The sequence below is a fragment of the Mycobacterium sp. ENV421 genome, from assembly GCF_002887815.1.
In the GTDB taxonomy this organism is placed as follows: domain Bacteria; phylum Actinomycetota; class Actinomycetes; order Mycobacteriales; family Mycobacteriaceae; genus Mycobacterium.
Genome location: NZ_PDHO01000002.1, coordinates 150,536 through 171,446, shown reverse-complemented (window position 1 = coordinate 171,446; position 20,911 = coordinate 150,536). Strand labels below are relative to the sequence as shown.

The window sequence follows — 20,911 nt, the reverse complement described above, 5'->3', positions numbered from 1 at the left end:
GGATTTCAGTACTTCCCGAAGGCGATCGCGACGTTGTGACCACCGAATCCGAACGAGTTGTTGATCGCGTACTGGTAGTTGCCTGGCCGGGGTTCACCGGCCACCACGTCCAGATCGATCTCCGGATCGAGGTTCCGCAGGTTGAGCGTGGGCGGCACGACGCCGTCCCGCAGCGCCAACACGGTGAGGATCGACTCCACCGCGCCGACGGCGCCCACCGAGTGGCCCAGCGCCGATTTGGGCGCGTAGACGGCCGGCCGGTGCTTGCCGAGCGCATTGTTGATCGCCTTGCCTTCCGCGACGTCACCCACCTGGGTGCCTGTCGCATGGGCGTTGATGTGATCGATGTCGGACGGCTCGAGACCCGCGAGCTGGATTGCCCGGGTGATCGCGTGTCCCGCCTGCTCACCGTTCGGGTCGGGCGCCACGATGTGGTAGCCGTCCGAGGTGATGCCTGCCCCCATGATGCGCGCGAGGATGTTGGCCCCGCGGGCCTTGGCGTGCTCCTCGGTCTCGATGACCAGGAGCGCACCGCCCTCACCGAAGACGAACCCGTTGCGGTCCTTGTCGAACGGGCGGCATGCGCCGGCCGGGTCGTCGTTGGTGGTGGACAAGACAATTCGCATTTGAGCGAAGCCGGCGATCGGCACGGCCTCGATCTTGGTCTCGACGCCACCGCACACCGCGATGTCGGCTTCGCCGAGAACGATCTGTCGCCATGCCTGGGCGATTCCCTCGGACCCCGACGCACAGGCCGAGACCGGGGTGATGACCCCGGCCTTGGCCTTGAGTTCGAGGCCGACGGCCGCGGCGGCCGCGTTGGGCATGTACATCTGGACCGCAAGCGGCGACACCGCTTTGAGGCCTTTGGCGCGCATCCCGTCATAGGCGAACACCAATTCCTCGGTGGATCCCATGCCGGTGCCGATCGACACCATCAGCCGCTTCGGATCCACCTCGGGTGAACCGGCGTTCTGCCACACGCGCCGACTGAGCACCGTGGACATCTTCTGCAGATAGGACAGCCGACGAAGTTCGACGCGAGTCAGCTCACCGTCGAACTCCTCGACCAGATGCCCCCCGATGCGGACAGGCAGGTCGTACTTCTCGACGAATTCGTCATTGAGAAGCCGGATCCCGCTCTGCCCGTCCAACAGCCGCTTCCACGTGCTGTCGGCATCGGATGCCAGGGCGGTCGTCATCGCAACACCGGTGACGACCACGTTGGGGAAACCGTTCCCCGTTGACAAACGCGTCAACCCTGCCATTGCTTCTGCTAATCCTTTCCCCCCGGATCGGTGTCAGTACCGCCCGAAGGCGAGCGCGACGTTATGCCCTCCGAATCCGAACGAGTTGTTGATCGCATACTGGTAGTCGCCGTAACGCGGTTCTCCCGCAACGACATCCAGGTCGACCTCCGGATCCGGCGTTTCGTAGTTCAGCGTCGGCGGGATGACGCCGTCGCGCAGGCTCAGCACCGTGAGAGCCGATTCCAAGGCGCCGACGGCGCCGATGGAATGGCCGAGCGCTGACTTCGGCGCGTAGACGGCGGCATGCTCGCACCCGGCGACCCGGATAGCAGTTGCCTCGGCGGTGTCACCGATCGGGGTGGCCGTTCCGTGTGCGTTGATGTGGTCGATGTCCTTGGGGGACAAGCCCGCCGTCTCCATCGCCCGCTTCATCGCGGCGCCTGCGCGCAGACCGTCTGGTGACGGAGCCACCATGTGGAAGGCATCCGAGGTGATGCCCGCACCCATGAGCCGGGCCAGCGGCTTGGCGCCACGGGCTTTGGCGTGCTCCTCGGTCTCGATGATCATCATGCAGCCGGCTTCGCCGAAGACGAATCCGTCGCGATCCTTGTCGAACGGGCGCGACGCACCTTGGGGATCATCGTTGCGCGTCGACATGGCGCGCATCATCGAGAACGCCGCGATCGGCAGCGCCTCGATGGTGCCCTCGACACCGCCGACGACCGCGAAGTCCGCGTCGCCCATGACGATCTGCCGCCACCCGTGGGCGATGGCCTCCGACCCGGACGAGCACGCCGACACCGGGGTGATGACCCCGGCGCGGGCGCCCAGTTCCAGGCCGGCGACCGCGGCCGCACCGTTCGGCATGACCATCTGAACGGCCAGCGGCGAAACCTTGCGGATTCCGCCCTCGTTCATCGCGTCGTAGGTCTCGACGATCTTCTCGCCGCCACCCAGGCCCGTGCCGATGACCACCGTGAAGCGGTCCGGGTCGACCTCGGGCTTACCCGAGTTCTCCCACAGCCGTCGGGATAGCACCAGAGACATGCGTTGCACGTAGGAATTGCGACGCAGTTCGACACGGGTGAGGTGGCTGTCCATGTCCTCGACGAGGTGGCCGCCGATACGAACCGGCAGGTCCCACTTGTCGACGAAGTCGTCGGTGAGCTCGCGAATACCGCTGTCGCCTGCCAACAAGCCCTTCCACGTGCTCTCGATATCCGTGGCGAGCGCCGTGGTGGCCTCGACGGCGGTCACGACAACGCTAGGGAAACCGCCGTTAGCAGTGGAAGGCCTGCTCATTCGCCCGCGAACTTCTCGCGCAGGGCGGCAGCAGCCTCCGGGTTCTCTTCCTCGAGCTTCTGGATGTAGGAGACGACGTCACCGACGGTGCGCAGACCGGCGAGGTCTTCGTCGGGGATCTTCACGCCGTACTTGTCCTCGGTCTGAACGGCGATCTCCACCATCGACAGCGAGTCGATGTCCAGGTCGTCGACGAACGACTTCTCCGGGGTGACCTCAGACGGCTCGATGCCGGTCACTTCTTCGATGATCTCGGCGAGACCGGCGATGATTTCATCCTGAGAGGCGGGCACTGTGGCTCCTTCGTAATCGGTTGTGCTACTTGGGTTCTTGATTTGGTGGTTCTTGATTTGGTTTGTTACTTCGTAACGGGCTTGCTATGCGGTTGTCCCGGACGGGGGGTTAGAGCTCGGTGAGTCCGTCCAGGTCTGCGGGGGTCTTGATCGCACGGTTGGCGACTCCCCGAAGTTCTCGTTTGGCGATTCCGGCCAGAGTGCCCGCGGGCGGGAACTCGACGATCGCTGAGCCCTCTGCGTTTTCAAAGAGCCGGCGCATGGTGTCGGTGCACAGATCCCAGCGCACCGGGCGGGTGAGCTGCGCGACGAGCTTGTCCATCGCGTCTTGCGCAGACGCTACCGGCTGACCGTCGGCATTGCTCAGCAGCGTGGTGGTGGGCTCGTTGGTGGCGACCTCGGCGGCCGCGGCGGCGTAGCCATCGAGCGCGGACGCCATGTAGTGGGTGTGGAACGCGCCTGCGGTGGCCAGCTGGCGTACGCGCGCCTTGGCCGGCGGATCCTCGGCCAGCTTCTCCAAGGCCGCGACGGCGCCGGCGGCCACGATCTGTCCTGCGGCGTTGCGGTTGGCGGGGATCAGGTCGAGCGCCTCCAGGCGGGCCAGTACCTCGGCCTCGTCGCCGCCCAGGATCGCCGACATGCCGGTCGGTTCGATGGCGCAGGCCTTGGCCATCTCAGACCCGCGGACAGCGGCCAGTTTGACCGCGTCGTCGGGGGAGATGACGCCTGCGATGGCGTAGGCCGCGATCTCGCCGACGGAGTGACCTGCGACGACGGTCTTACGCCCGGCCAGCGTGCCGCGCTTGACCAGCTCGCCGTTGGCAAGCAGGGTCGCCGCGACGACCAACGGCTGGGTGACCGCGGTGTCGGTGATCTCGTCAGCAGTTGCCGTGGTGCCCAGGCGGGCAAGGTCCAGACCGGCGATGTCCGACCAGGTCTTGATCTGATCGGCAGCGCCGGGCAGCTCCAGCCAGGGCTCGAGCATGCCGGGGGTCTGCGAGCCCTGTCCGGGCGCCAGCAATGCGATCACGGGTTCATGAGGCACTCTTTAAGAGAACCTTGTGAAAGCGGTTTTGCACGGTGTAAGAGATTATGAACCTCGTCTTAGGTTTTTGTGGAAGTCCTACAAAAGTGCATGTGATGCGACGTCCCCGATACCTGGCCGCGATCTACCGCCCTTATCAGACGTTGCCCGCACTTCCGACCAACGGCGGTGTGAGTTGTGCGACAGAACTGTTTGCCGTGGTGTTGGGGCGCGCAGGATAGCCGAGGCGTCCCACTGTGGACGCCACCCGCAGGACATACGCGTCGCGCGGCACGGTGGGATCACGGCCGGTGAAGTCGGCGATCCGCTTGAGTCGGTAGCGGACCGTGTTTGGATGAACGAACAATTTTCTCGCACAAGCTTCGATTGCGCCGCCGCTGTCGAGGTAGGCATCGAGGGTCTCCGACAGTGCCGGTCCGGCGTCGGCCAGGGGTCGCATGATGTCGGCGTGCAGCGCCGCGACTGCCGAGGTGTCGCCGAGAAGGGCTCGCTCTGGCAGTAATTCGCGGGCCAGCACCGGACGCGGCGCGCCGGTCCACCCCACGACGGCGTTCATCCCGGAGATGGCCTCGCGTGCGCTGTGATAGGCCGCGGTGAGCATCGGCGCGGTCGGCCCGATCACCACCGGACTGTCGGAGTAGGCGTTGATCAGGTCTTTGAAGAACTTGTCGGTGGGTCCGAGCGGACCGGAGATGATGCCGATGAGCCAGGTGCCGTGCACGTCGGCCAGGGCCGCCCGGTTGTGCCGTGCGGCGATCTCGCGGACATCCTCGCTGGCCAACTCCTCCCGGCCGGGCGGTGGGGTGCCGACCACCACCGTCGCGGGCGCGGTGGTGTCCCAGTTCAGCGCTGCCGCCCGGGACAGCAGTTCCTGACCGGTGTCGCCGCGGACGACGGCATCGACGACGCTGGCCTCCATCCGGCTGTCCCAGGACCCGCGGGCCTCGGCAGCGTCGGCGTACGAGGCTGCTGCGGCGAATGCCAGATCGCGGCTATAGCGCAGGATGCCGACCGCCAGCGCGGTGCGCTGCTCGTCGTTGCGGCCCAGCGCGGGAACGGCGAGCTCGAAGTACTGCATGCTGACGCGAACCATGTCGACGGTCTGGGCCAGCGCGATCCGGCGGGTCAGCTCCTGCGGAACCAGGGCGAATGCATCGGCGGTGTAGCCCACGTTGCTGAGCGGGTTGCGGATCCATTCGGCGAAGTTGACCACCGCGGTCTGCAGGACCAGCTGGACGCTGGCGCGCTGGGAGGCTTCCAGCTCGCCGAAGAAGGGCAGGTGCTCGTGCATGGCCTGCATGGCCTGGGTGGCCAGCCGGCCGGAGTACTGCTTGAGCCGGCGCAGCGTCGAATCCGGCACGTTTTCGAGCAACTCCAGTGCCGACGGCGGCAGAGGCTCGAGCAGCGGGTTGTCACTCACCCCTAAAAGCTACGCCGCGTTTCTGGACGTTCCCACCAAACGCGCAGGTGCGCGGGCGCCGGACTATGCGCTGCCGGTGTCCACGAACGAGACCTCCGCGGCCATCACGTCATCGATCCGGTACTCCCGCGCCGCGGCGATCGGGACCGACGGGTCGATCTCGCCGTCGCGAGCCAGTGCCTCGAGCACCGCCACCACCACGGACTCGGCGTCGGTGTTGAAGTACCGGCGCGCGGCCGGCCGGGTGTCGGAGAAGCCGAACCCGTCGGTGCCCAGCGTGACGTAGGTGTTGGGCACCCACGGGCGGATCTGCTCGGGCACCGCGCGCATCCAGTCCGACACCGCGACGGCGGGGCCCGCGGTATCGGCCAGCGCCTGCGTCACGTACGGCGTCCGGGCGGTGCGGTCCGGGTGGCGCAGCAGCTCCTTCTCGACCCCGACGCCGTCGCGGTTGAGTTCACCCCAACTGGTCACCGACCAGACGTCGGCAGCGACGTCCCAGCGCTCGGACAGCATGTCGGCGGCCCGCAGGGCCTCGGGCATCGCCACCCCCGACGCCAGAATCTGCGCGACGTTGGATCGGGACTGTTGCGCTTTCCGATACCGGTACATGCCGCGCAACAGGCCCTCGGGGTCGAAGTGCTCCGGCTCCGCCGGCTGAGCGTAGGGCTCGTTGTAGATCGTCATGTAGAAGTAGACGTTCTCCGGGTCCTCGCCGTACATCCGGGCCAGACCGCTTTCCACGATGTAGGCGATCTCGTAGGCGAACGCCGGGTCGTAGGCCACCACCGCGGGGTTGGTCGACGCCAGCAGCAGCGAGTGCCCGTCGGCGTGCTGCAGGCCTTCGCCGGTCAGAGTGGTGCGCCCGGCCGTCGCGCCGAGCACGAATCCGCGGGCCATCTGGTCGGCGGCCGCCCACAGCCCGTCTCCGGTGCGCTGGAACCCGAACATCGAGTAGAAGATGTAGATCGGGATCATCGGCTCGTTGTGGGTGGAGTACGAGGTGCCGACTGCGGTGAACGACGCCGTCGAGCCGGCCTCGTTGATGCCCTCGTGCAGGATCTGGCCGATTTCACTTTCCTTGTACGCCAGCATCAACTCGGCGTCGACGGCGGTGTACAGCTGGCCGTTGCGGTTGTAGATCTTCAGGCTCGGGAACCAGGAGTCCATGCCGAAGGTACGAGCCTCGTCGGGAATGATCGGGACGATTCGATGCCCGATCTCCTTGTCCCGCAACAGTTCTTTGAACGTGCGCACGGTGGCCATGGTGGTTGCGACCTGCTGGTGGCCAGAGCCCTTCTTCAGCGCCTTGTACACATCGCGCGGCGGCAGGGTCAGCACCTTGGCCTTGTTGCGGCGCTCGGGCAGGAAGCCGCCCAGGGCGCGACGGCGGTCGATGAGGTAGCGGATCTCCGGCGCCTCGGGCCCGGGGTGGTAGTACGGCGGCAGGTAGGGGTTCTCCTCGAGCTGTTCGTCCGACACCGGGATGCGGATGGCGTCACGGAAGTCCCGAAGATCTTGCAGCGCAAGCTTTTTCATCTGATGGGTGGCGTTGCGGCCCTGGAAGTGGGCGCCGAGCGAGTAACCCTTGATGGTCTTGGCGAGGATCACCGTGGGTTGGCCCTTGTGCTCCATGGCCGCCCGATAGGCGGCGTAGACCTTGCGGTAGTCGTGACCGCCGCGCTTGAGGTTCCAGATCTCGCTGTCGCTCATGTCGGCCACCAGCGCCTTGGTCCGCGGGTCGCGGCCGAAGAAGTGGTCCCGCACGTAGGCGCCGTCGTTGGCCTTATACGTCTGGTAGTCACCGTCGGGGGTGGTGTTCATCAGGTTCACCAGCGCGCCGTCTTTGTCGGCATGCAGCAGCGCATCCCACTCGCGGCCCCACACCACCTTGATGACGTTCCAGCCGGCGCCGCGGAAGAAGGACTCGAGTTCCTGGATGATCTTGCCGTTGCCGCGCACCGGTCCGTCCAGGCGCTGCAGGTTGCAGTTCACCACGAAGGTCAGGTTGTCCAGCGCCTCGTTGGCGGCGACCTGGATCAGGCCCCGGCTCTCCGGCTCGTCCATCTCGCCGTCGCCGAGGAAGGCCCAGACGTGCTGTTCGGAGGTGTCCTTGATGCCGCGGTCAGTCAGGTAGTGGTTGAACCGCGCCTGGAAGATCGCGTTCATCGGGCCCAGGCCCATCGACACGGTCGGGAACTCCCAGAAGTCGGGCATCAGCCGCGGGTGCGGGTAGGACGGCAATCCGCCGCCGGGGTGGCTGTGCTCCTGGCGGAAGCCATCGAGCTGGTCGGCGGTGAGCCGCCCCTCGAGAAATGCGCGGGCGTAGATGCCGGGGGAGGCGTGGCCCTGGATGAAGATCTGGTCGCCACCGCCGGGGTGGGCCTTACCGCGGAAGAAGTGGTTGAAGCCGACCTCGTACAGCGCGGCCGACGAGGCATAGGTGGAGATGTGCCCACCCACGCCGACCCCGGGGCGCTGCGCGCGGTGCACCATGACCGCGGCGTTCCACCGGATCCAGGCGCGGTAGCGGCGCTCGACGTCCTCGTCACCGGGGAACCAGGGCTCCAGCTCGGTGGGAATGGTGTTGACGTAGTCGGTGGAGGTCAGCGCGGGGATCGCGACGCGCTGCTCACCGGCGCGCTCCAGCAGTCGCAGCATCAGGTAGCGCGCGCGGGCCGGGCCCGAACGGGCCAGCAGGTCGTCGAACGACTCCAGCCATTCCGAGGTCTCCTCGGCGTCGATATCCGGCAGATACGACGCGACACCTTCGCGGATAACCCGTACTCGATCGGAATCACTTGGGCTGCTTGAGTTTTGAGCCAGATCGTGGCGCGCGAACTCGGTGGTCAACTTCAGCTCCTTAGTAGGAGGTGCAGGTTTTGCACCGTCCGCCTTCTATCGTGCCGCAATCGGGGCAGTACCGACGAGTAGTCAACCCAGGGGTTGGTGAATTTCTCGCACTGCGCCGAGCAGGGCCGTTACCCGGTAACCTGCCGGGGTGCTGATCAGACACGCGCGCAGACTGCGGATCGGCGGGTTGCTGGTCGGCAGTGCGGCGGCCGTGCTGGCCGGCGTGGTGGGCTGCACCAGCGTCACCGGCGGCGAGCCGTCGGCCAACGGACGCGACGCCCCTGCCTTCCGGACCTCGATGTCGGTATCGGTCTCGGAGTCGGCCGCCTCGTCGAGCGCCCGGGAATCCGAACGGCAGGCCTCACTGACCACCCAGGCCATGCACGACACCTGCGAGACGCTGTCCACCTCCAGCGCCGACGCGATCGACGCGGTCAACGCCTACGTGAGCGCGTTCAACCAAGCCACTCCCGATATCGCGGCGACCGAGGGTCCGGCGGTCGATGCGCTGAACAAAAGCGCCGACGCCGTCGCCGCCAGCATCACCGACGCGATCCCGGCCGAGCTGAAAAGCGCGTTCAAGGAATGGGTCGACGGGGCACACTCCACAGCGAGCGCAATCACCGGACACGCAGGTCCGGCAGAGTTCAACCAGACCATTCAGGACCTGAACGACACCAGGTCGAACGCATTGAGCTTGTGCGACGCGACGTACTGATTCCGACCGCACGGCGAGTAATCGTCGTCGTCGTGCGACGATAGGCCTAGACAGCCGACCCTGATTCCAAGGAGGTTCCGACGGTGGTCGCGGAGGGTGGCCCCCCGAGCTACGCCCAGAAGCTGGGCATCCAAAAAAATCAGGTCGTGCAGGAGCTGGGCTGGGACGAGGACACCGACGACGACATCAGAGTCGACGTCGAGGACGCCAGCGGCGCGGAACTGCTCGACGAGGATGCCGACGAGGTCGTTGACGTGGTCCTGCTGTGGTGGCGGGACGGCGACGGCGACCTGGTGGATCGGCTGATGGATGCGATCGCGCCGTTGGCCGATGACGGCATCATCTGGGTGGTGACACCCAAGACCGGCCAGCCGGGCCATGTTCAGCCCGCTGAGATCGCCGAATCGGCGCCCACCGCGGGATTGATGCAGACCAGCTCGGCCAACCTGGGGGACTGGATCGCCAGCCGGCTGGTGCAGCCGAAATCGAAGGCGGCCGGGAGGCACTCGTGACAGTTGGGGTCGGATCCGACGCCCCTGACTTCACGCTCAAGGACCAGAACGGCCAGCCCGTCACGCTTCATGACTTCCGCGGCGCAAAAAACGTGCTGCTGGTGTTCTTCCCGCTGGCGTTCACCGGTATCTGCCAGGGGGAGCTGGACTACGTTCGCGACCATCTGGACGAGTTCGACAACGACGACACCGCCACCCTGACGATCTCCGTGGGCCCGCCGCCGACGCACAAGGTCTGGGCCACCCAGAGCGGTTTTGGTTTCCCGGTGCTCGCCGACTTCTGGCCGCACGGTGCGGTGGCGCAGGCGTACGGGGTGTTCAACGCCGACGCCGGCTTTGCCAACCGGGGCACCTTCGCGATCGACCGCGGCGGCGTCGTCCGGTTTGCCGAATGCAAGGAGCCTGGCGAGGCGCGCGATCCATCGGTTTGGACGCAGGCGCTGGCGGCCGTGTAACCTGCCCGGGCACGGGCGCGTAGCTCAGTGGTAGAGCTCTGGTTTTACACACCAGCGGTCGGCGGTTCGATACCGTCCGCGCCCACCAAGATTTCGTAGCATCCGCACCATGCGGCCCGACCGCATTGTGCTGATGCCGAGGTGACAGCAGGCACCCTGAACTCAGGGAGCTCGGCGAGAGCGGGCGGTATCGGTGCGTCCGCTGCGCCGGCGTCCAAACTCATGCCGAGTGCTTTCGAGGTTTTGCTCGCCGATTCGGCTGACGATCGAGCCAGCGTTGGACATCACTAGCGGGCATCGGGCCGCCATGTCCGATGTGGAGGGTATGGGGTCCGAGGTTCAGCGCTGCCTGCAGGCTGTCAAGTGCTTGTTCGGGGTCATCGTGGAACGGGGGATTGGAGGGGCGATACTGCAGCAGGCCCAGGAAACCGCCGGTGAGCATGTCGCCTGCAATCAGGTCGCCCTGGTCCAGGAGAACCGACACCGACCCGGGGGTGTGTCCCGGGGTATGGATGATGCGGGCGTCGACGCCGTGACGTTCGAGTTCGTATTCGCCGCTCAGAATGAGGTCTGGGTGCAGAGGTCGGGTGACTTCGTTCGGTGGGGGAGTGCGCGTGAAGATGTGTCCGAAGACACCGATGGGCTGGCGCCTGGTTCGATCGGAGTGTCCGGCCAGATACGTCTCCAGGTCGGCCTCGTGCGCCGCGACCGGAGCGCCTGTGCGGGTCTGAAGTTCCGCGGCGGCCCCAAAGTGGTCGACATGACCATGGGTGATGATGATCATCTCCAGATCGGTGGGATCGACACCGGCGGCGGTGACGCCCTCCCAGATGCGGTCGCCGCTGCTCGGCATGCCGCAGTCAACCAGAATGGGGCGTCGTCCGATCAAGAGGTACGTGTTCACGAGGTGGTCACCGAGGACCGGTATCTTGACGATCTTCGTTTTCATTTCGCGGAGCTCCTTTGCGGATCAACAGTTTTCAGTTCAGCAGTTGCCCCAACATGCGACCCCGTGGCCTCGAGGCCGAAGTTGCTCGGCTGAGAAGCCCCAAGCCGCGGACGGAGATCGACTCGGTGGCGCTCCAATTGGTCAGCAAGTGCCTTGGGTGCTTCGAGAGGGATCAGATGACCAGACTCGATGACAACGTGTGTGCGCGCAGTCACGATGAACGGCTCGAGATGCTCGCGTAAGACTTCGACCGGTTCCACGAGGTCCTTGCTTCCGGCGACGACGACAGTGTCGACGGAGATTCGCCCTGCGGCTGCGGTGATGTCTTCGGCAATGCCATGAAGTGGCCATTCCGTTCGGGCCGCCGCCGCACTGGCGAGGCTGTCTTCGATGGCTGCCGCACGCACCGCGGCCGTCAGCGGGTTTGCGGTCAGGACGTGATCGACGACGCCGGCCACTGTTTCTGGGTTGTCGTAGGCGGTGGAAAGCTCTCGCTGGAACTGCGGAGTGATCGTGGACGGCGGTTCGGGCGGCGCGGGTGCGACCAGGATCAAACCCTTAACTGTCACAAGGTTTTCAGCTGCGACCAGTTGGGCAACTTTTCCGCCCATCGAATGCCCGACGAGCACCACGTCGGCGGCGAGTGCATTCACGACGGCGATTGCGTCTTCGGTCAGCTGCGCCAGATCGAAGCGTCCGGGCAAGGTGTTGGAGCGCCCCCAGCCGCGGTGGTCGTAGGACGCCACTGGCGTGCGCGAGTCGAGGTGGGCGAGCACCGGTTCCCACGTCCGGGCGCTGCCTCCCCAGTAGTGCAGAAACAACAACGTCGGTCCCTGGCCGGATCGGTGGTGCACCGTCAACGATCCGCCTGCCACCGGCACCTGCAACTCGTCGAGTGCGGGAGTCATGACTGGCTCTCGCGGACCGCGACGGGTTGGTCGTTCCAGCCAGCTGCGTCGACGAGGTCGAGCCAGGTAACCGAAGGCTTTGCGGGATACATCAATTCGTGCAGGTGTGCAGGGAAGCTCATCGGTGGGGCCTTGGCCGGATTTCGATGTGCGTGCTCGGCGACGACCGAGGCCAGGGCATAGCCAAGACCGTGGCGTGGCCACGCCGCGTGCACGCGGTCGGCGAATCCGTGTGGCAACTGCTGACGGTGAGTGCCGAGGATGTCGGTCCCAATGCCCATTTGCGCCAAGGCAGCGATGGGTCCGAACCGGTGGGCCAGGCCGACGCTGGTGTGCAACGCGATCGCCGTCCATGCAGTGTCGATCCGGGCGACGTCTACCCCTTGTCCTTCAAGGAATTTCGCGGCGGCGTCTGCGCCGTCCATCTCGAACCGTTGATCGGTGTTTGCGTACTCGGTGGCGCCGAGGTCGTGCAGAACGCATGTGAGGAAGAGCAACTCGTCGTCATTGTGATCAGGGGCTTCTTCGAGCGCTGACAGTTCGCGTGCGAACAGGTAGCTGCGCACAGCGTGGTTGTAGACGAACTCGGGAGAGACGTCGTACGCAAACCGGCGGGCAGCAGAGGCGGTCGGAGAATCCGGGATTCCGAATCGTGCAGCAGCGGCATCGTCGGGGGTGGTCATGGGTCTGGCCCTTCTTTGATCGAGCGGTATCCGTCAACTCTGCGCCGGCGGGACCGAGCACACTAGTGGCCAGGTAGACAGGTATCGCTAAGATCTGGCCATGATCGTTGGTGTGTTGGGGTGCGACCAGGTGTTGGGCTTCGAACTGATGGTCGCCGGGCAGGTCTTTGGAATGGCCAACGCGTCGTTGGCGGAGACGGGCCACGACGCGCGGTACGACGTGCGTGTCTGTGCCGCCAACCGAGTTACGACCACCACCCTGGAGTGGGGCGCCGTCGAGATCCGTACCCCGTTCGGCCTTGACGAGGTCGTGGCGGCGGACGTCGTGATCGTCCCCGGTAAGCAGGACTTCCTCGTACCGCCCCACCCCGACGTGATCGGTGTCTTGCGTGCGGCCTACGCCGCCGGTGCACGTATCGGGTCCATTTGTGTTGGAGCGTTCGTTCTGGCCGCCAGCGGGTTGCTGGACGGCAGGACGGTCACCACCCATTGGCAGTGGGCCGACTCGCTGAGGCGGCGGTATCCCGCCGTCGAGGTCGATCCTTCCGCGATGTTTATCGACGACGGACAAGTCTTGACCTCAGCCGGGGTGGCCGCGGGCCTCGATCTGTGTCTGCACCTGATCAGGCAGGACGCTGGGCCCGATCTGGCAGATCGAACCGCGCGGCGACTCGTTTTGCCGAGTTGGCGCGAAGGTGGTCAGGCGCCATACATCGAATCGACTCGGCCCGAAGATGATTCACTGCAGGGGATCGTCGAATGGATGGAGGACAACGCGCTCGAGCCATTAGATCTCGGCAGCATCGCCCGGCACGCGTCGATGAGCGTACGAAGCCTCAACCGCCACTTCCGCGCGCGTCTTGGTACGACGCCGACGCAGCTTCTGCTGCAGATGCGTATCGAGCGTGCACGCCGATTACTGGAGTCCACCCATCTAGCGATGGACAGGATCGCCGAGCAGTCCGGGTTCGCGACGCAGGCGTCACTTCGCTACCACTTCGTCCGCACCGTCGGTGTCCCGCCTCAGACCTACCGCAACAATTACCGCCACCATCCATGACAACGTCGGCGTGGTGGCCCCCCGAGTCGACCCCGCACTGTCATCGACCGAACATTCCGACCAGTCGCACAGGTGAACCCCGTGCCCCCGTCGCCGTGAAACAGCTGCATTGCGCTGAACTGCGTAGATCCGCATTCAACAGATCACACGAGACACCACGAACACATCAAAACCAGCTGCACACCAGCGGTCGGCGGTTCGATACCGTCCGTGCCCACCAACATTTTCCGTAGCATCCGCATCATGCGTCTCGACCACGTGGTGCTGTGGACCAAGGACCCCGCCGTCGCCATGGACTTCTACACCCGCGTTGTCGGACTGGAGCCGGTGCGCTTCGACGAGTTCCGCACCGGCGAGGCGCCATTCCCGAGTGTGCGGGTCTCGGCCGACTCGATCCTCGACCTGTCGCCGGAGGACAACGGCGGTATCCAGCACCGCGTCAATCATGTGTGCCTGGCGATGACCAAAGCAGAATACGACGCCCTCGATCAACGGCTGCGGGCCGAAGGCATCGACACCAGCGACCGGCTGGCGCCGACGTTCGGCGCTCGCGGCTGGGGACCGGAAGGGATGTACTTCCCGGATCCGGACGGCAATGTCATCGAAGCCCGCTACTACGACGACTAGTTGTGATGTTCAGGACGCCGAAGTTCGTACATATACGGTTACGGTCGGGAAAGGAGAACGGACGCATGGCGATTGCTCCGAGAACTACGGCCGGTGTGGGCGCAGCCGTGGCGCTGGTGGTGTTGGCAACTGGCTGTAGCGGCAACTCGAGTTCGCCGCCGCACACGTCGGGCTCATCCTCGTCGGCAACAAGTAGCACTGCGGCGCCGAATCCGGCGCAACCGGTCGATTACACGAAACTCTTGATCAAGCCGACCGACATCGAGGCGCCGATGACGTTTACCGCCACGCCGCCCATTTCGAACCCGGATGGCCGGCCCGGGGCGGCGATCACGTTCAGCGGACCGGAGAACTCCCGGGTCATCACCGACACCGTCCTGGTCTTCGCGGATCCCGCCGCCGCGGCCAATGCCTTGGATTCAGCCAAGAACGCACTGGGCAGCTCGGTAAAGGGGACACCCAAACCTGTCGACGTCGGCACTGGAGGTACGACAGTCGAGGGGAACTCACCCGACAAATCCAGAGGGAAGACGGTGTTGCTCTTCACCGAGGGAAGAGCCTTCGTCACGATCGACTTCGATGCGCCCGCCGACTTCTTCCCACCCTCGGACTTCGTCACCCAACTGGGACAAAAACAAGCCGCAGCCATCAAGAACGGTCTCTAGCGATTCGAAATGCCTTGGGTCGGAAGCTCACCGATGAGTTCGTCGAGGAAGTGCCCGGCTTCGGTTCCGGCCCGATCGGTGTCCTGCTCGGCAATGGCCTCGATCAGTGCGGCGTGGCCGACGTGCGGGTCCATCGTGCTGGTGATGGCAACACTGTCGGTGACTACCTCGGTCAATCCTCGGTACAGCTCGATGAGAACCGCGTTGTGTGACGCGCGGACGACCGCGAAATGCAACTGCGCGTCGGCCCGGGAGAATTCGGCCCGATCGGCGCCGCCGTGCAGAGCATCACCCCGCGCGAGCAATTCCTGAAGCTCGGCGAGGTCGTCGCCGGTCCGGGCAGCGGCGGCCAGTCGCGCCCCCTCGACCTCGAGGCACCGGCGCACCTGCAGAACCTCACGCAGCTTCGACCCGCACAGCCGGCTCAGGGCGCCGGAGATCTCGCTGGTGGCCCGAACGTAGGTCCCGTCGCCTCGACGGACTTCGAGGATGCCGCTGTGGGCCAGTGCGCGGACTGCTTCCCGCACGGTGTTGCGGCCGACGCCGAGCGCCGTCGCCAAGTTCGGTTCGGTGGGGATCCGTGTTCCGACCGGCCATTCACCGGTCGTGATCGACTGTCGCAGCTGGTCGATGGCATGGTCGACCAGCCCGGCGGGGCGCGCGGCGGCTAACGGCATTGAAAACCTTTTCATCCGATCATGGGATGTATGACACGATAGCGCGGTGAGCCGCTACGAGCACGACCTGAGCCTCGAACTGGACGGCGCTTGCGAAGTGCCGCCCGTCGGGCGGGTCGCCGGGGGTGCGGTCCTCATCGTCGCGGTCATCCTCACCGCGCTCAATCTGCGTCCCGCGGTCACCAGCATCGGGCCGGTGCTCGGCGACATGCAGCGCGCCCTCGGTGCGTCTGCGGTGTGGGCGGGCGTGCTGACCACGCTGCCCGGATTGTGCTTCGCCGGAGCGGGATTGGCGTCCGCGGCGCTGTCCCGCCGGTTCGGCCTCGGTCGATCCATCAGCCTGGCCCTGGCCACGCTGATCGTCGGACTGGTGGTCCGCGTCCTCGACGGACCGTACGTGGTCATCGGCGGAACCCTGGTCGCGACCGCGGGCATCGCCGTTATCAACGTCTTGATCCCGGTGGTGATCAAGACGTCGTTCCCGGCCCAGCTCGGGTTGATGACCGGCATCTATACCGCAGCGTTGCAGGGCGGCGGCGCGCTGGGCTCCGCCGTCACTCCACCTCTGGAGAACATCTCCGGCGGATGGCGCCCGGCGTTGGGCGCGTGGGCCGTATTGGCTGTTGTGGCTTTGGTGATGTGGCTGATTGCCGCGCGCCGGGTCGAGAGTCCCGCCAACTCGACCGAGTCCGGCGGCCGTCGGTCACTGATCCGGAATCCCTTGGCCTGGACGGTGACGCTGTTCTTCGGCACCCAGTCGCTATTGGCCTACATCATGATGGGCTGGTTGCCCGAGGTGTTCATCGACAGCGGGGTGAGTAAGACCTCGGCGGGTCTGCTCGTCGGGCTGCTCTCGGTGATCGCCGTGCCGATCAGCCTCGTCCTCGCGCCGATGGCGGCGCGAGCCACCCACCAGAGCGGCTGGATCGCCGGCCTCGGTGTGTGCGGTTTCGCCGGCGTTGTCGGGTTGCTGATCGCGCCGGACTTCAGCCCGCTGCTGTGGAGTGTGCTCGTCGGCATCGGTATGAGCGTGTTCTCGTTGGCCCTGACCGTGATTGCGTTGCGCGCGCGTACCCCAGAGGACACCGTGCAGCTCTCGGCCATGGCGCAGGGCATCGGGTATCTGCTGGCCGGTATCGGCCCGTTCCTGTTCGGCACGCTCCATGACGTGACCGGTGGCTGGACGGTGCCGTGGCTCATGGTGCTGGGTGTGTACGTGGTACAGATCACGCTGGGTGTGCTGGCCGGTCGAAACCGCTACGTCTGAGGAGATGCGCAGTGCTGTCGACGGCCTGGTCCCGGGCGATGGGAATCGCCGTGCCGATCGTCAACGCCCCGATGGGCGGCGCCGCCGGTGGCGCCCTTGCGGCTGCGGTATCCCGAGCCGGCGGCCTCGGCATGATCGGGATGGGAAGCTCGGCCACCGCCGAGAAGCTCGCGGTCGAACTTTCGCACGTGTCAAACCTGTACCGGCCCTTCGGCATTGGCTTGGTCGACTGGGTGGCCGCCGACCATCCCGACCTGCTGGATACTGCGCTGGCCGCCCAGCCCGCGTTGCTGAGCGTCAGCTTCGGTGACCGGTGGGAGTGGGTGAGTCGTGCGCACGACGCAGGCGTGCTGACCGCAACCCAGGTGCCCGACCTGACCACCGCACAGCGTGCGGTCGACGCCGGCGTCGATGTGGTGATCGCGCGCGGGGCTGAAGGTGGCGGGCACGGCCAGCCGCTCATCGGCATGTTGCCGTTGTTGACCGAACTGCTCGACCACCTGACGGTGCCGGTGCTGGCGGCCGGTGGGATCTCGTCGGGCCGCGGGTTGGCCGCCGTGCTGGCGGCGGGTGCGTCGGCGGCGTGGCTCGGCACCGCGTTCACGGCGTGCACCGAGTCGCTGCTGTCCGATGCGACGCGAGCCCGGCTGTTGGCGGCTGACGGAACCGACACCGTCACTACCCGGGTGTTCGACATCGCGCTGGGCTACGCGTGGCCGCCTTCGCTTCCAGAACGTGTGTTGCGCAACGCCTTCAGCGATCGGTGGGACGGTGACGAAGGCTCACTCGGCGCCGAAGCGGCCGCGGAACTGGCCCAGGCCATCGCTGCCGAGGACTTCACCCGGTCGCCGATCAATGCCGGCCAGGGCGTCGGGGCGCTGACCGCGGTCCGGACCGCCGCCGACGTGATCGGCCAGCTCGGTAGCGAAGCGGCCGAGTTGCTGTCGCGCTGGGCTATGCCGGATTGAACGCCTCGCGGGGGATGGTCAGCGGCAGATCGACCGAGCTGACCAGACCCGGCTCCGCCTCGACGACATAGGGGATGGCGTTGACCACCCGCATCGCGGTGGCCACCATCGCGCCGGCTCCCGAGGTCATCGATTCGATACCGGCCTTCTTGCGGTCCCGCAGTGTCACGTCGAACGTGCAGTCGATGTCCGGCGTTCCGGTGATCACCACGCGATAGCCCAGCGCGTTCGGCAGTGTCGGCCAGTGCGGCGCGACGCCGGGAGCCAGCCGCGTGACATGCTCGATGACGATCGCGTCCCTGCCGTCGACAATGCCGATCGCCTGCATACGCAGCGCGCCGCAGGTACCCGCCTCGACGGTGCCCATGGCCACCTCCAGCGTCCGCTCCGTCACCGCGCGGTCGAATGTCTCACGCACCGACTGCAATTCGACGCCGAGCGCGTCGGCGACCATGCGGAGCTGGCCGTGCCATTCGCCCGCGATCGCGCCGGGGAAACTGATCCACGGTTGATACTCCAGTGGCCTGCCGAAGCCCAGCGCATCGCTCATGATGTCCGGCACGCCGTAGTCGTCGTACAGCCCGATCTCGTAGGAATGGATCTTCTCGATCCGCGATGACTGGGTCGAGAGCACGAGCGGAAGGTAGTCGGCGGCGAAGCCGGGCTCGATGCCGGACGCGTAGAGCGTCACCTGACCCTGCTTGGCCGCGGCGGCGATCTGGTCGCGCCATTCGGCCGGCTCGTAGGCGTGCGGGTTGACCAGCCGGGTGGTGCTGGTCGTGACGACATTGATGCCCGCGCCGAGCAGCTTCACGTAATCAGGGATCGCCAACGCGTCACGCTCCGGCCCGCTGGCGGCATACACGACACAGTCCGGCTTGAGCGCGATCAACGCGTCGGCGTCGGTGGTGACCGCCAGGCCGATCGGCTCGCCGTTGGCCAGCTCGCCGGCATCGCGACCGTCCTTCTCCGCCGAGTGCACCCAGACGCCGACCAGGTCGAGGTTGGGGCGCTCCTGGATGGCGCGGATCGCGATGGACCCGATACCGCCGGTGGACCACACGACCACCCGATAGCTGCCACCAGCCATGACTGCCTCCAAAAACCTAACCTTTGATCCGGAACGTAACAGCCGCTCATCGGCATGGTCAAGGAACCGGGCAAAGCGAAGCAGGAAGGAACAAAGTTTAGGTTATGGTGACGCTGATGTTCACGTTGCGGTTCGACATGCGCGCACCGGCGGGCTCGGCACCGACGGCCGATCTCTATGCGGCCGCGGTCGACATGTGCGAGTGGGCCGAAGACCGCGGGGCCGTCATCGCCGTGCTGTCCGAACATCACGGCACCGATGACGGCCATCTACCGGCGCCGCAGCTGCTGGCTGCGGCTATCGCCGCGCGGACCAAGCACCTGGCGATCCTGCTGGCCGCGGTCCCCATCACCTTCTGGGATCCGGTCCGTCTGGCCGAAGAGATCAGCGTTCTGGACATCATCAGTAAGGGCCGGGTCTCCTACGCGCTCGGCATCGGGCACCGGGTCGAGGAGTACGAGCACTTCGGCATCGATCCGCACGGCCGCGGAAAGCGCGCTGATGAGTTACTCGATCTGCTGCGCAGACTGCTGCGCGGGGCGCCGGTCGACCACGGCGGTCGACGGGTCCGGGTGACGCCGTCGCCATTCACACCCGACGGTCCGACCCTGGTGATCGCCGGTGGCAGCACGGCCGCGGCCCGTCGCGCGGCCCGACACGGCCTCGGTCTCATCTCTCAGGTCGCCGCACCGGATCTCCGTGCGCTCTACGAAACCGAATGCCGGGCCAACGGATTCGAACCCGGCATGGCACAGTTCCCGGTCGACGGCGTCCCGACAACGGTCTTCGTTGCCGACGACACCGATGCCGCGTGGCACGAACTCGGCCCGTATCTCCTTCACGACGCGATGACCGCGGCGTCCTATCGGCACGACGATGACTCGGTCGCCAGCATCTGCCACGCGTCGACGGTGCCCGAACTGCGCGACGCCGGTGGTCCCTACCGGATCTTCACCACCGACGAGGCGGCCGAGTACATCCGCGGCGGCAGGCTGCTGCCGCTGTTGCCGTTGTGCGGTGGTCTGCCATCGGATACGGCGTGGCGATATCTCGACCAGGCCGTGATCGCGAGCCGCAACGCCCAGGAGCGGTCATGACATTGCGAGTCGTCGTCTGGGCGACGGGCGGTGTCGGGTCGATCGCCATCGACGCGATCCGGGGCCGGTCCGATCTGGAGCTGGTCGGGGTGTGGGTGCATTCCGCAGCGAAGGTCGGCAAGGACGCGGGGGAGTTGGCCGGAGGCGGTCCGATCGGTGTCGCGGCGACCAGCGACGCTGCCGAACTCATTGCGCTACAGCCTGATTGCGTGGTGTACACCGCCAGCGGACCGGATCGCGACGCCGGCGCGATGCCGCACTACCTGATGCTGCTCGAGGCGGGCATCAATGTGGTGTCGACCTCGTCGACCAGCCTGGTCTACCCGCCGGCCTATTACTCGCCCGAGTGGCGCGGTCAGCTGGAACGGGCCGCCGGCGCGGGAGATGCCTCGTTCTACGCATCAGGAATCTTCCCGGGATTCGGATCTGATCAGCTCGCGCTGCTGCTGTCGACGCAATCCAAAACGATCCGCACCGTGACAGTCAGCGAGGTCGCACTCAACGACCACTATCCCGTCGCCGACGTGATGATGAACGGGATGGGCTTCGGCCATCCGCTCGAATTCGAGCCGCTTCTCCAGACGCCCGGCTTCATCGAGATGGCCTGGCGGGCACCGATTCACCTCATCGCCGCCGGGCTGGGTATCGAGATCGAGGAAGTGCGGGGAACTCTCGACCGCCGCCTCACCGACCGCAACATCGAGGTGGCCTTCGGGACCATCACGGCAGGCACGTGCGGCGCGGTCAGGACCCGAGCGGCCGGGGTGGTCAACGGTCGCGAAGCCATCGTCGTGGAGCACATCATCCGGATGGCGCGTGACGTCGCTCCCGACTGGCCGTCATCGGAATTCGACGCCGACTACCGCGTCGACATCGAGGGCGACCCGGACATCCACTGCGCCATGAACGTCGGAGCCGCCGAAGGACATCGCGCCGGCCATGCCGCGATGACCGCCACCGCGATGCGGGTCGTCAACGCGGTTCCCTACGTCGTGGCGGCGCCGACCGGCCTGCTCAGCTCTCTCGACCTGCCCACCACCCTGCCGCGCAATGCGATCGACTGACAGGAGAA

The 20,911-nt window shown here is 66.2% G+C and carries 21 protein-coding genes and 1 tRNA gene; 11 read left to right on the top strand and 11 right to left on the bottom strand.

The window, feature by feature from the left end:
* Window positions 1-5: 5 nt before the first annotated feature.
* The 6 genes from kasB to aceE form a co-directional block, all read right to left on the bottom strand.
* Window positions 6-1,268 (bottom strand): 3-oxoacyl-ACP synthase KasB, encoded by a 1,263-nt coding sequence (gene kasB, locus CRM90_RS03080; protein ID WP_286145611.1) that lies wholly within the window; start codon window positions 1,266-1,268, stop codon window positions 6-8.
* 33 nt (window positions 1,269-1,301) lie between these two features.
* Complete coding sequence (gene kasA, locus CRM90_RS03075; protein ID WP_102805535.1) at window positions 1,302-2,552, bottom strand: 3-oxoacyl-ACP synthase KasA; 1,251 nt, start codon at window positions 2,550-2,552, stop codon at window positions 1,302-1,304.
* A complete protein-coding gene (gene acpM, locus CRM90_RS03070) occupies window positions 2,549-2,845 on the bottom strand; it encodes a meromycolate extension acyl carrier protein AcpM (RefSeq protein ID WP_005144687.1) in 297 nt (98 codons plus the stop codon). Before acpM ends, kasA begins: the two co-directional genes overlap by 4 nt.
* Window positions 2,846-2,954: 109 nt before the next feature.
* Window positions 2,955-3,875, bottom strand: coding sequence for an ACP S-malonyltransferase (locus tag CRM90_RS03065; RefSeq protein ID WP_102805534.1), 921 nt, complete (start codon window positions 3,873-3,875; stop codon window positions 2,955-2,957).
* Window positions 3,876-4,026: 151 nt separating this feature from the next.
* Window positions 4,027-5,310, bottom strand: coding sequence for a PucR family transcriptional regulator (locus CRM90_RS03060; protein WP_102805533.1), 1,284 nt, complete (start codon window positions 5,308-5,310; stop codon window positions 4,027-4,029).
* A 63-nt stretch (window positions 5,311-5,373) separates the two neighbouring features.
* Window positions 5,374-8,163 carry a pyruvate dehydrogenase (acetyl-transferring), homodimeric type gene (aceE, locus tag CRM90_RS03055; RefSeq protein WP_102805532.1) on the bottom strand — a complete coding sequence of 930 codons (2,790 nt, stop codon included), beginning with the start codon at window positions 8,161-8,163 and terminating at the stop codon, window positions 5,374-5,376.
* A 148-nt stretch (window positions 8,164-8,311) separates the two neighbouring features.
* Here aceE and CRM90_RS03050 point away from each other — a divergent pair, with 148 nt between their 5' ends.
* The 4 genes from CRM90_RS03050 (at window position 8,312) to CRM90_RS03035 (ending at window position 9,936) form a co-directional block, all read left to right on the top strand.
* Window positions 8,312-8,881, top strand: a complete 570-nt coding sequence (locus CRM90_RS03050; protein ID WP_233209139.1) for an Rv2240c family protein — start codon at window positions 8,312-8,314, stop codon at window positions 8,879-8,881.
* Window positions 8,882-8,964: 83 nt separating this feature from the next.
* Window positions 8,965-9,393 (top strand): DUF3052 domain-containing protein, encoded by a 429-nt coding sequence (locus tag CRM90_RS03045; RefSeq protein ID WP_102805531.1) that lies wholly within the window; start codon window positions 8,965-8,967, stop codon window positions 9,391-9,393.
* On the top strand, window positions 9,390-9,848 hold the full coding sequence (locus CRM90_RS03040; RefSeq protein WP_102805530.1) for a peroxiredoxin: 459 nt from the start codon (window positions 9,390-9,392) through the stop codon (window positions 9,846-9,848). The genes CRM90_RS03045 and CRM90_RS03040 overlap by 4 nt, the downstream gene beginning before the upstream one ends.
* A 13-nt stretch (window positions 9,849-9,861) precedes the next feature.
* Window positions 9,862-9,936 (top strand) — tRNA-Val (locus CRM90_RS03035).
* A gap of 132 nt (window positions 9,937-10,068) precedes the next feature.
* On the opposite strand, the gene CRM90_RS03030 is transcribed toward CRM90_RS03035, so the two are convergent.
* The 3 genes from CRM90_RS03030 to CRM90_RS03020 all read right to left on the bottom strand — a co-directional run bounded on the left by CRM90_RS03030 (window position 10,069) and on the right by CRM90_RS03020 (window position 12,388).
* On the bottom strand, window positions 10,069-10,797 hold the full coding sequence (locus tag CRM90_RS03030; RefSeq protein WP_102805529.1) for an MBL fold metallo-hydrolase: 729 nt from the start codon (window positions 10,795-10,797) through the stop codon (window positions 10,069-10,071).
* A complete protein-coding gene (locus CRM90_RS03025; RefSeq protein ID WP_233209138.1) occupies window positions 10,794-11,621 on the bottom strand; it encodes an alpha/beta fold hydrolase in 828 nt (275 codons plus the stop codon). Before CRM90_RS03025 ends, CRM90_RS03030 begins: the two co-directional genes overlap by 4 nt.
* 80 nt (window positions 11,622-11,701) lie before the next feature.
* On the bottom strand, window positions 11,702-12,388 hold the full coding sequence (locus CRM90_RS03020; protein ID WP_102805527.1) for an HD domain-containing protein: 687 nt from the start codon (window positions 12,386-12,388) through the stop codon (window positions 11,702-11,704).
* A gap of 100 nt (window positions 12,389-12,488) precedes the next feature.
* On the opposite strand from CRM90_RS03020, the gene CRM90_RS03015 reads away from it, so the two are divergent.
* The 3 genes from CRM90_RS03015 to CRM90_RS03005 all read left to right on the top strand — a co-directional run bounded on the left by CRM90_RS03015 (window position 12,489) and on the right by CRM90_RS03005 (window position 14,740).
* Window positions 12,489-13,448, top strand: coding sequence for a GlxA family transcriptional regulator (locus CRM90_RS03015; RefSeq protein ID WP_102805526.1), 960 nt, complete (start codon window positions 12,489-12,491; stop codon window positions 13,446-13,448).
* Between the two features lie 243 nt (window positions 13,449-13,691).
* A complete protein-coding gene (locus CRM90_RS03010) occupies window positions 13,692-14,075 on the top strand; it encodes a VOC family protein (RefSeq protein ID WP_102805759.1) in 384 nt (127 codons plus the stop codon).
* Window positions 14,076-14,140: 65 nt separating this feature from the next.
* Window positions 14,141-14,740 carry a hypothetical protein gene (locus tag CRM90_RS03005; RefSeq protein WP_102805525.1) on the top strand — a complete coding sequence of 200 codons (600 nt, stop codon included), beginning with the start codon at window positions 14,141-14,143 and terminating at the stop codon, window positions 14,738-14,740.
* Here the strand turns inward: CRM90_RS03005 and CRM90_RS03000 are convergent.
* On the bottom strand, window positions 14,737-15,417 hold the full coding sequence (locus CRM90_RS03000; protein ID WP_102805524.1) for a FadR/GntR family transcriptional regulator: 681 nt from the start codon (window positions 15,415-15,417) through the stop codon (window positions 14,737-14,739). The two genes, CRM90_RS03005 and CRM90_RS03000, sit on opposite strands and share 4 nt — an antisense overlap.
* A 67-nt stretch (window positions 15,418-15,484) precedes the next feature.
* On the opposite strand from CRM90_RS03000, the gene CRM90_RS02995 reads away from it, so the two are divergent.
* Entirely contained in the window at window positions 15,485-16,684 is a 1,200-nt protein-coding gene (locus CRM90_RS02995; RefSeq protein ID WP_233209156.1) for a CynX/NimT family MFS transporter, read from the top strand.
* Window positions 16,685-16,722: 38 nt separating this feature from the next.
* Window positions 16,723-17,652 (top strand): NAD(P)H-dependent flavin oxidoreductase, encoded by a 930-nt coding sequence (locus CRM90_RS02990; protein WP_102805522.1) that lies wholly within the window; start codon window positions 16,723-16,725, stop codon window positions 17,650-17,652.
* Here the strand turns inward: CRM90_RS02990 and CRM90_RS02985 are convergent.
* Window positions 17,639-18,742, bottom strand: coding sequence for an NAD(P)H-dependent amine dehydrogenase family protein (locus CRM90_RS02985; protein ID WP_102805521.1), 1,104 nt, complete (start codon window positions 18,740-18,742; stop codon window positions 17,639-17,641). The genes CRM90_RS02990 and CRM90_RS02985 overlap by 14 nt on opposite strands.
* Window positions 18,743-18,858: 116 nt before the next feature.
* Between CRM90_RS02985 and CRM90_RS02980 the strand changes: the two genes are divergently transcribed.
* Together CRM90_RS02980 and CRM90_RS02975 are read left to right on the top strand one after the other, a co-directional pair.
* Window positions 18,859-19,839, top strand: coding sequence for an LLM class flavin-dependent oxidoreductase (locus CRM90_RS02980; RefSeq protein WP_102805758.1), 981 nt, complete (start codon window positions 18,859-18,861; stop codon window positions 19,837-19,839).
* On the top strand, window positions 19,836-20,903 hold the full coding sequence (locus CRM90_RS02975; protein ID WP_102805520.1) for an NAD(P)H-dependent amine dehydrogenase family protein: 1,068 nt from the start codon (window positions 19,836-19,838) through the stop codon (window positions 20,901-20,903). The genes CRM90_RS02980 and CRM90_RS02975 overlap by 4 nt, the downstream gene beginning before the upstream one ends.
* Window positions 20,904-20,911 lie beyond the last annotated feature (8 nt).

Coding starts and splice junctions, on each gene's coding strand:
- kasB (WP_286145611.1), bottom strand. CDS start 1,268: ATGGCAGGGTTGACGCGTTTGTCAACGGGGAACGGTTTCCCCAACGTG.
- kasA (WP_102805535.1), bottom strand. CDS start 2,552: ATGAGCAGGCCTTCCACTGCTAACGGCGGTTTCCCTAGCGTTGTCGTG.
- CRM90_RS03030 (WP_102805529.1), bottom strand. CDS start 10,797: ATGAAAACGAAGATCGTCAAGATACCGGTCCTCGGTGACCACCTCGTG.
- CRM90_RS03020 (WP_102805527.1), bottom strand. CDS start 12,388: ATGACCACCCCCGACGATGCCGCTGCTGCACGATTCGGAATCCCGGAT.
- CRM90_RS03015 (WP_102805526.1), top strand. CDS start 12,489: ATGATCGTTGGTGTGTTGGGGTGCGACCAGGTGTTGGGCTTCGAACTG.
- CRM90_RS03010 (WP_102805759.1), top strand. CDS start 13,692: ATGCGTCTCGACCACGTGGTGCTGTGGACCAAGGACCCCGCCGTCGCC.
- CRM90_RS03005 (WP_102805525.1), top strand. CDS start 14,141: ATGGCGATTGCTCCGAGAACTACGGCCGGTGTGGGCGCAGCCGTGGCG.
- CRM90_RS03000 (WP_102805524.1), bottom strand. CDS start 15,417: ATGCCGTTAGCCGCCGCGCGCCCCGCCGGGCTGGTCGACCATGCCATC.
- CRM90_RS02990 (WP_102805522.1), top strand. CDS start 16,723: ATGGGAATCGCCGTGCCGATCGTCAACGCCCCGATGGGCGGCGCCGCC.
- CRM90_RS02985 (WP_102805521.1), bottom strand. CDS start 18,742: ATGGCTGGTGGCAGCTATCGGGTGGTCGTGTGGTCCACCGGCGGTATC.
- CRM90_RS02980 (WP_102805758.1), top strand. CDS start 18,859: ATGTTCACGTTGCGGTTCGACATGCGCGCACCGGCGGGCTCGGCACCG.
- CRM90_RS02975 (WP_102805520.1), top strand. CDS start 19,836: ATGACATTGCGAGTCGTCGTCTGGGCGACGGGCGGTGTCGGGTCGATC.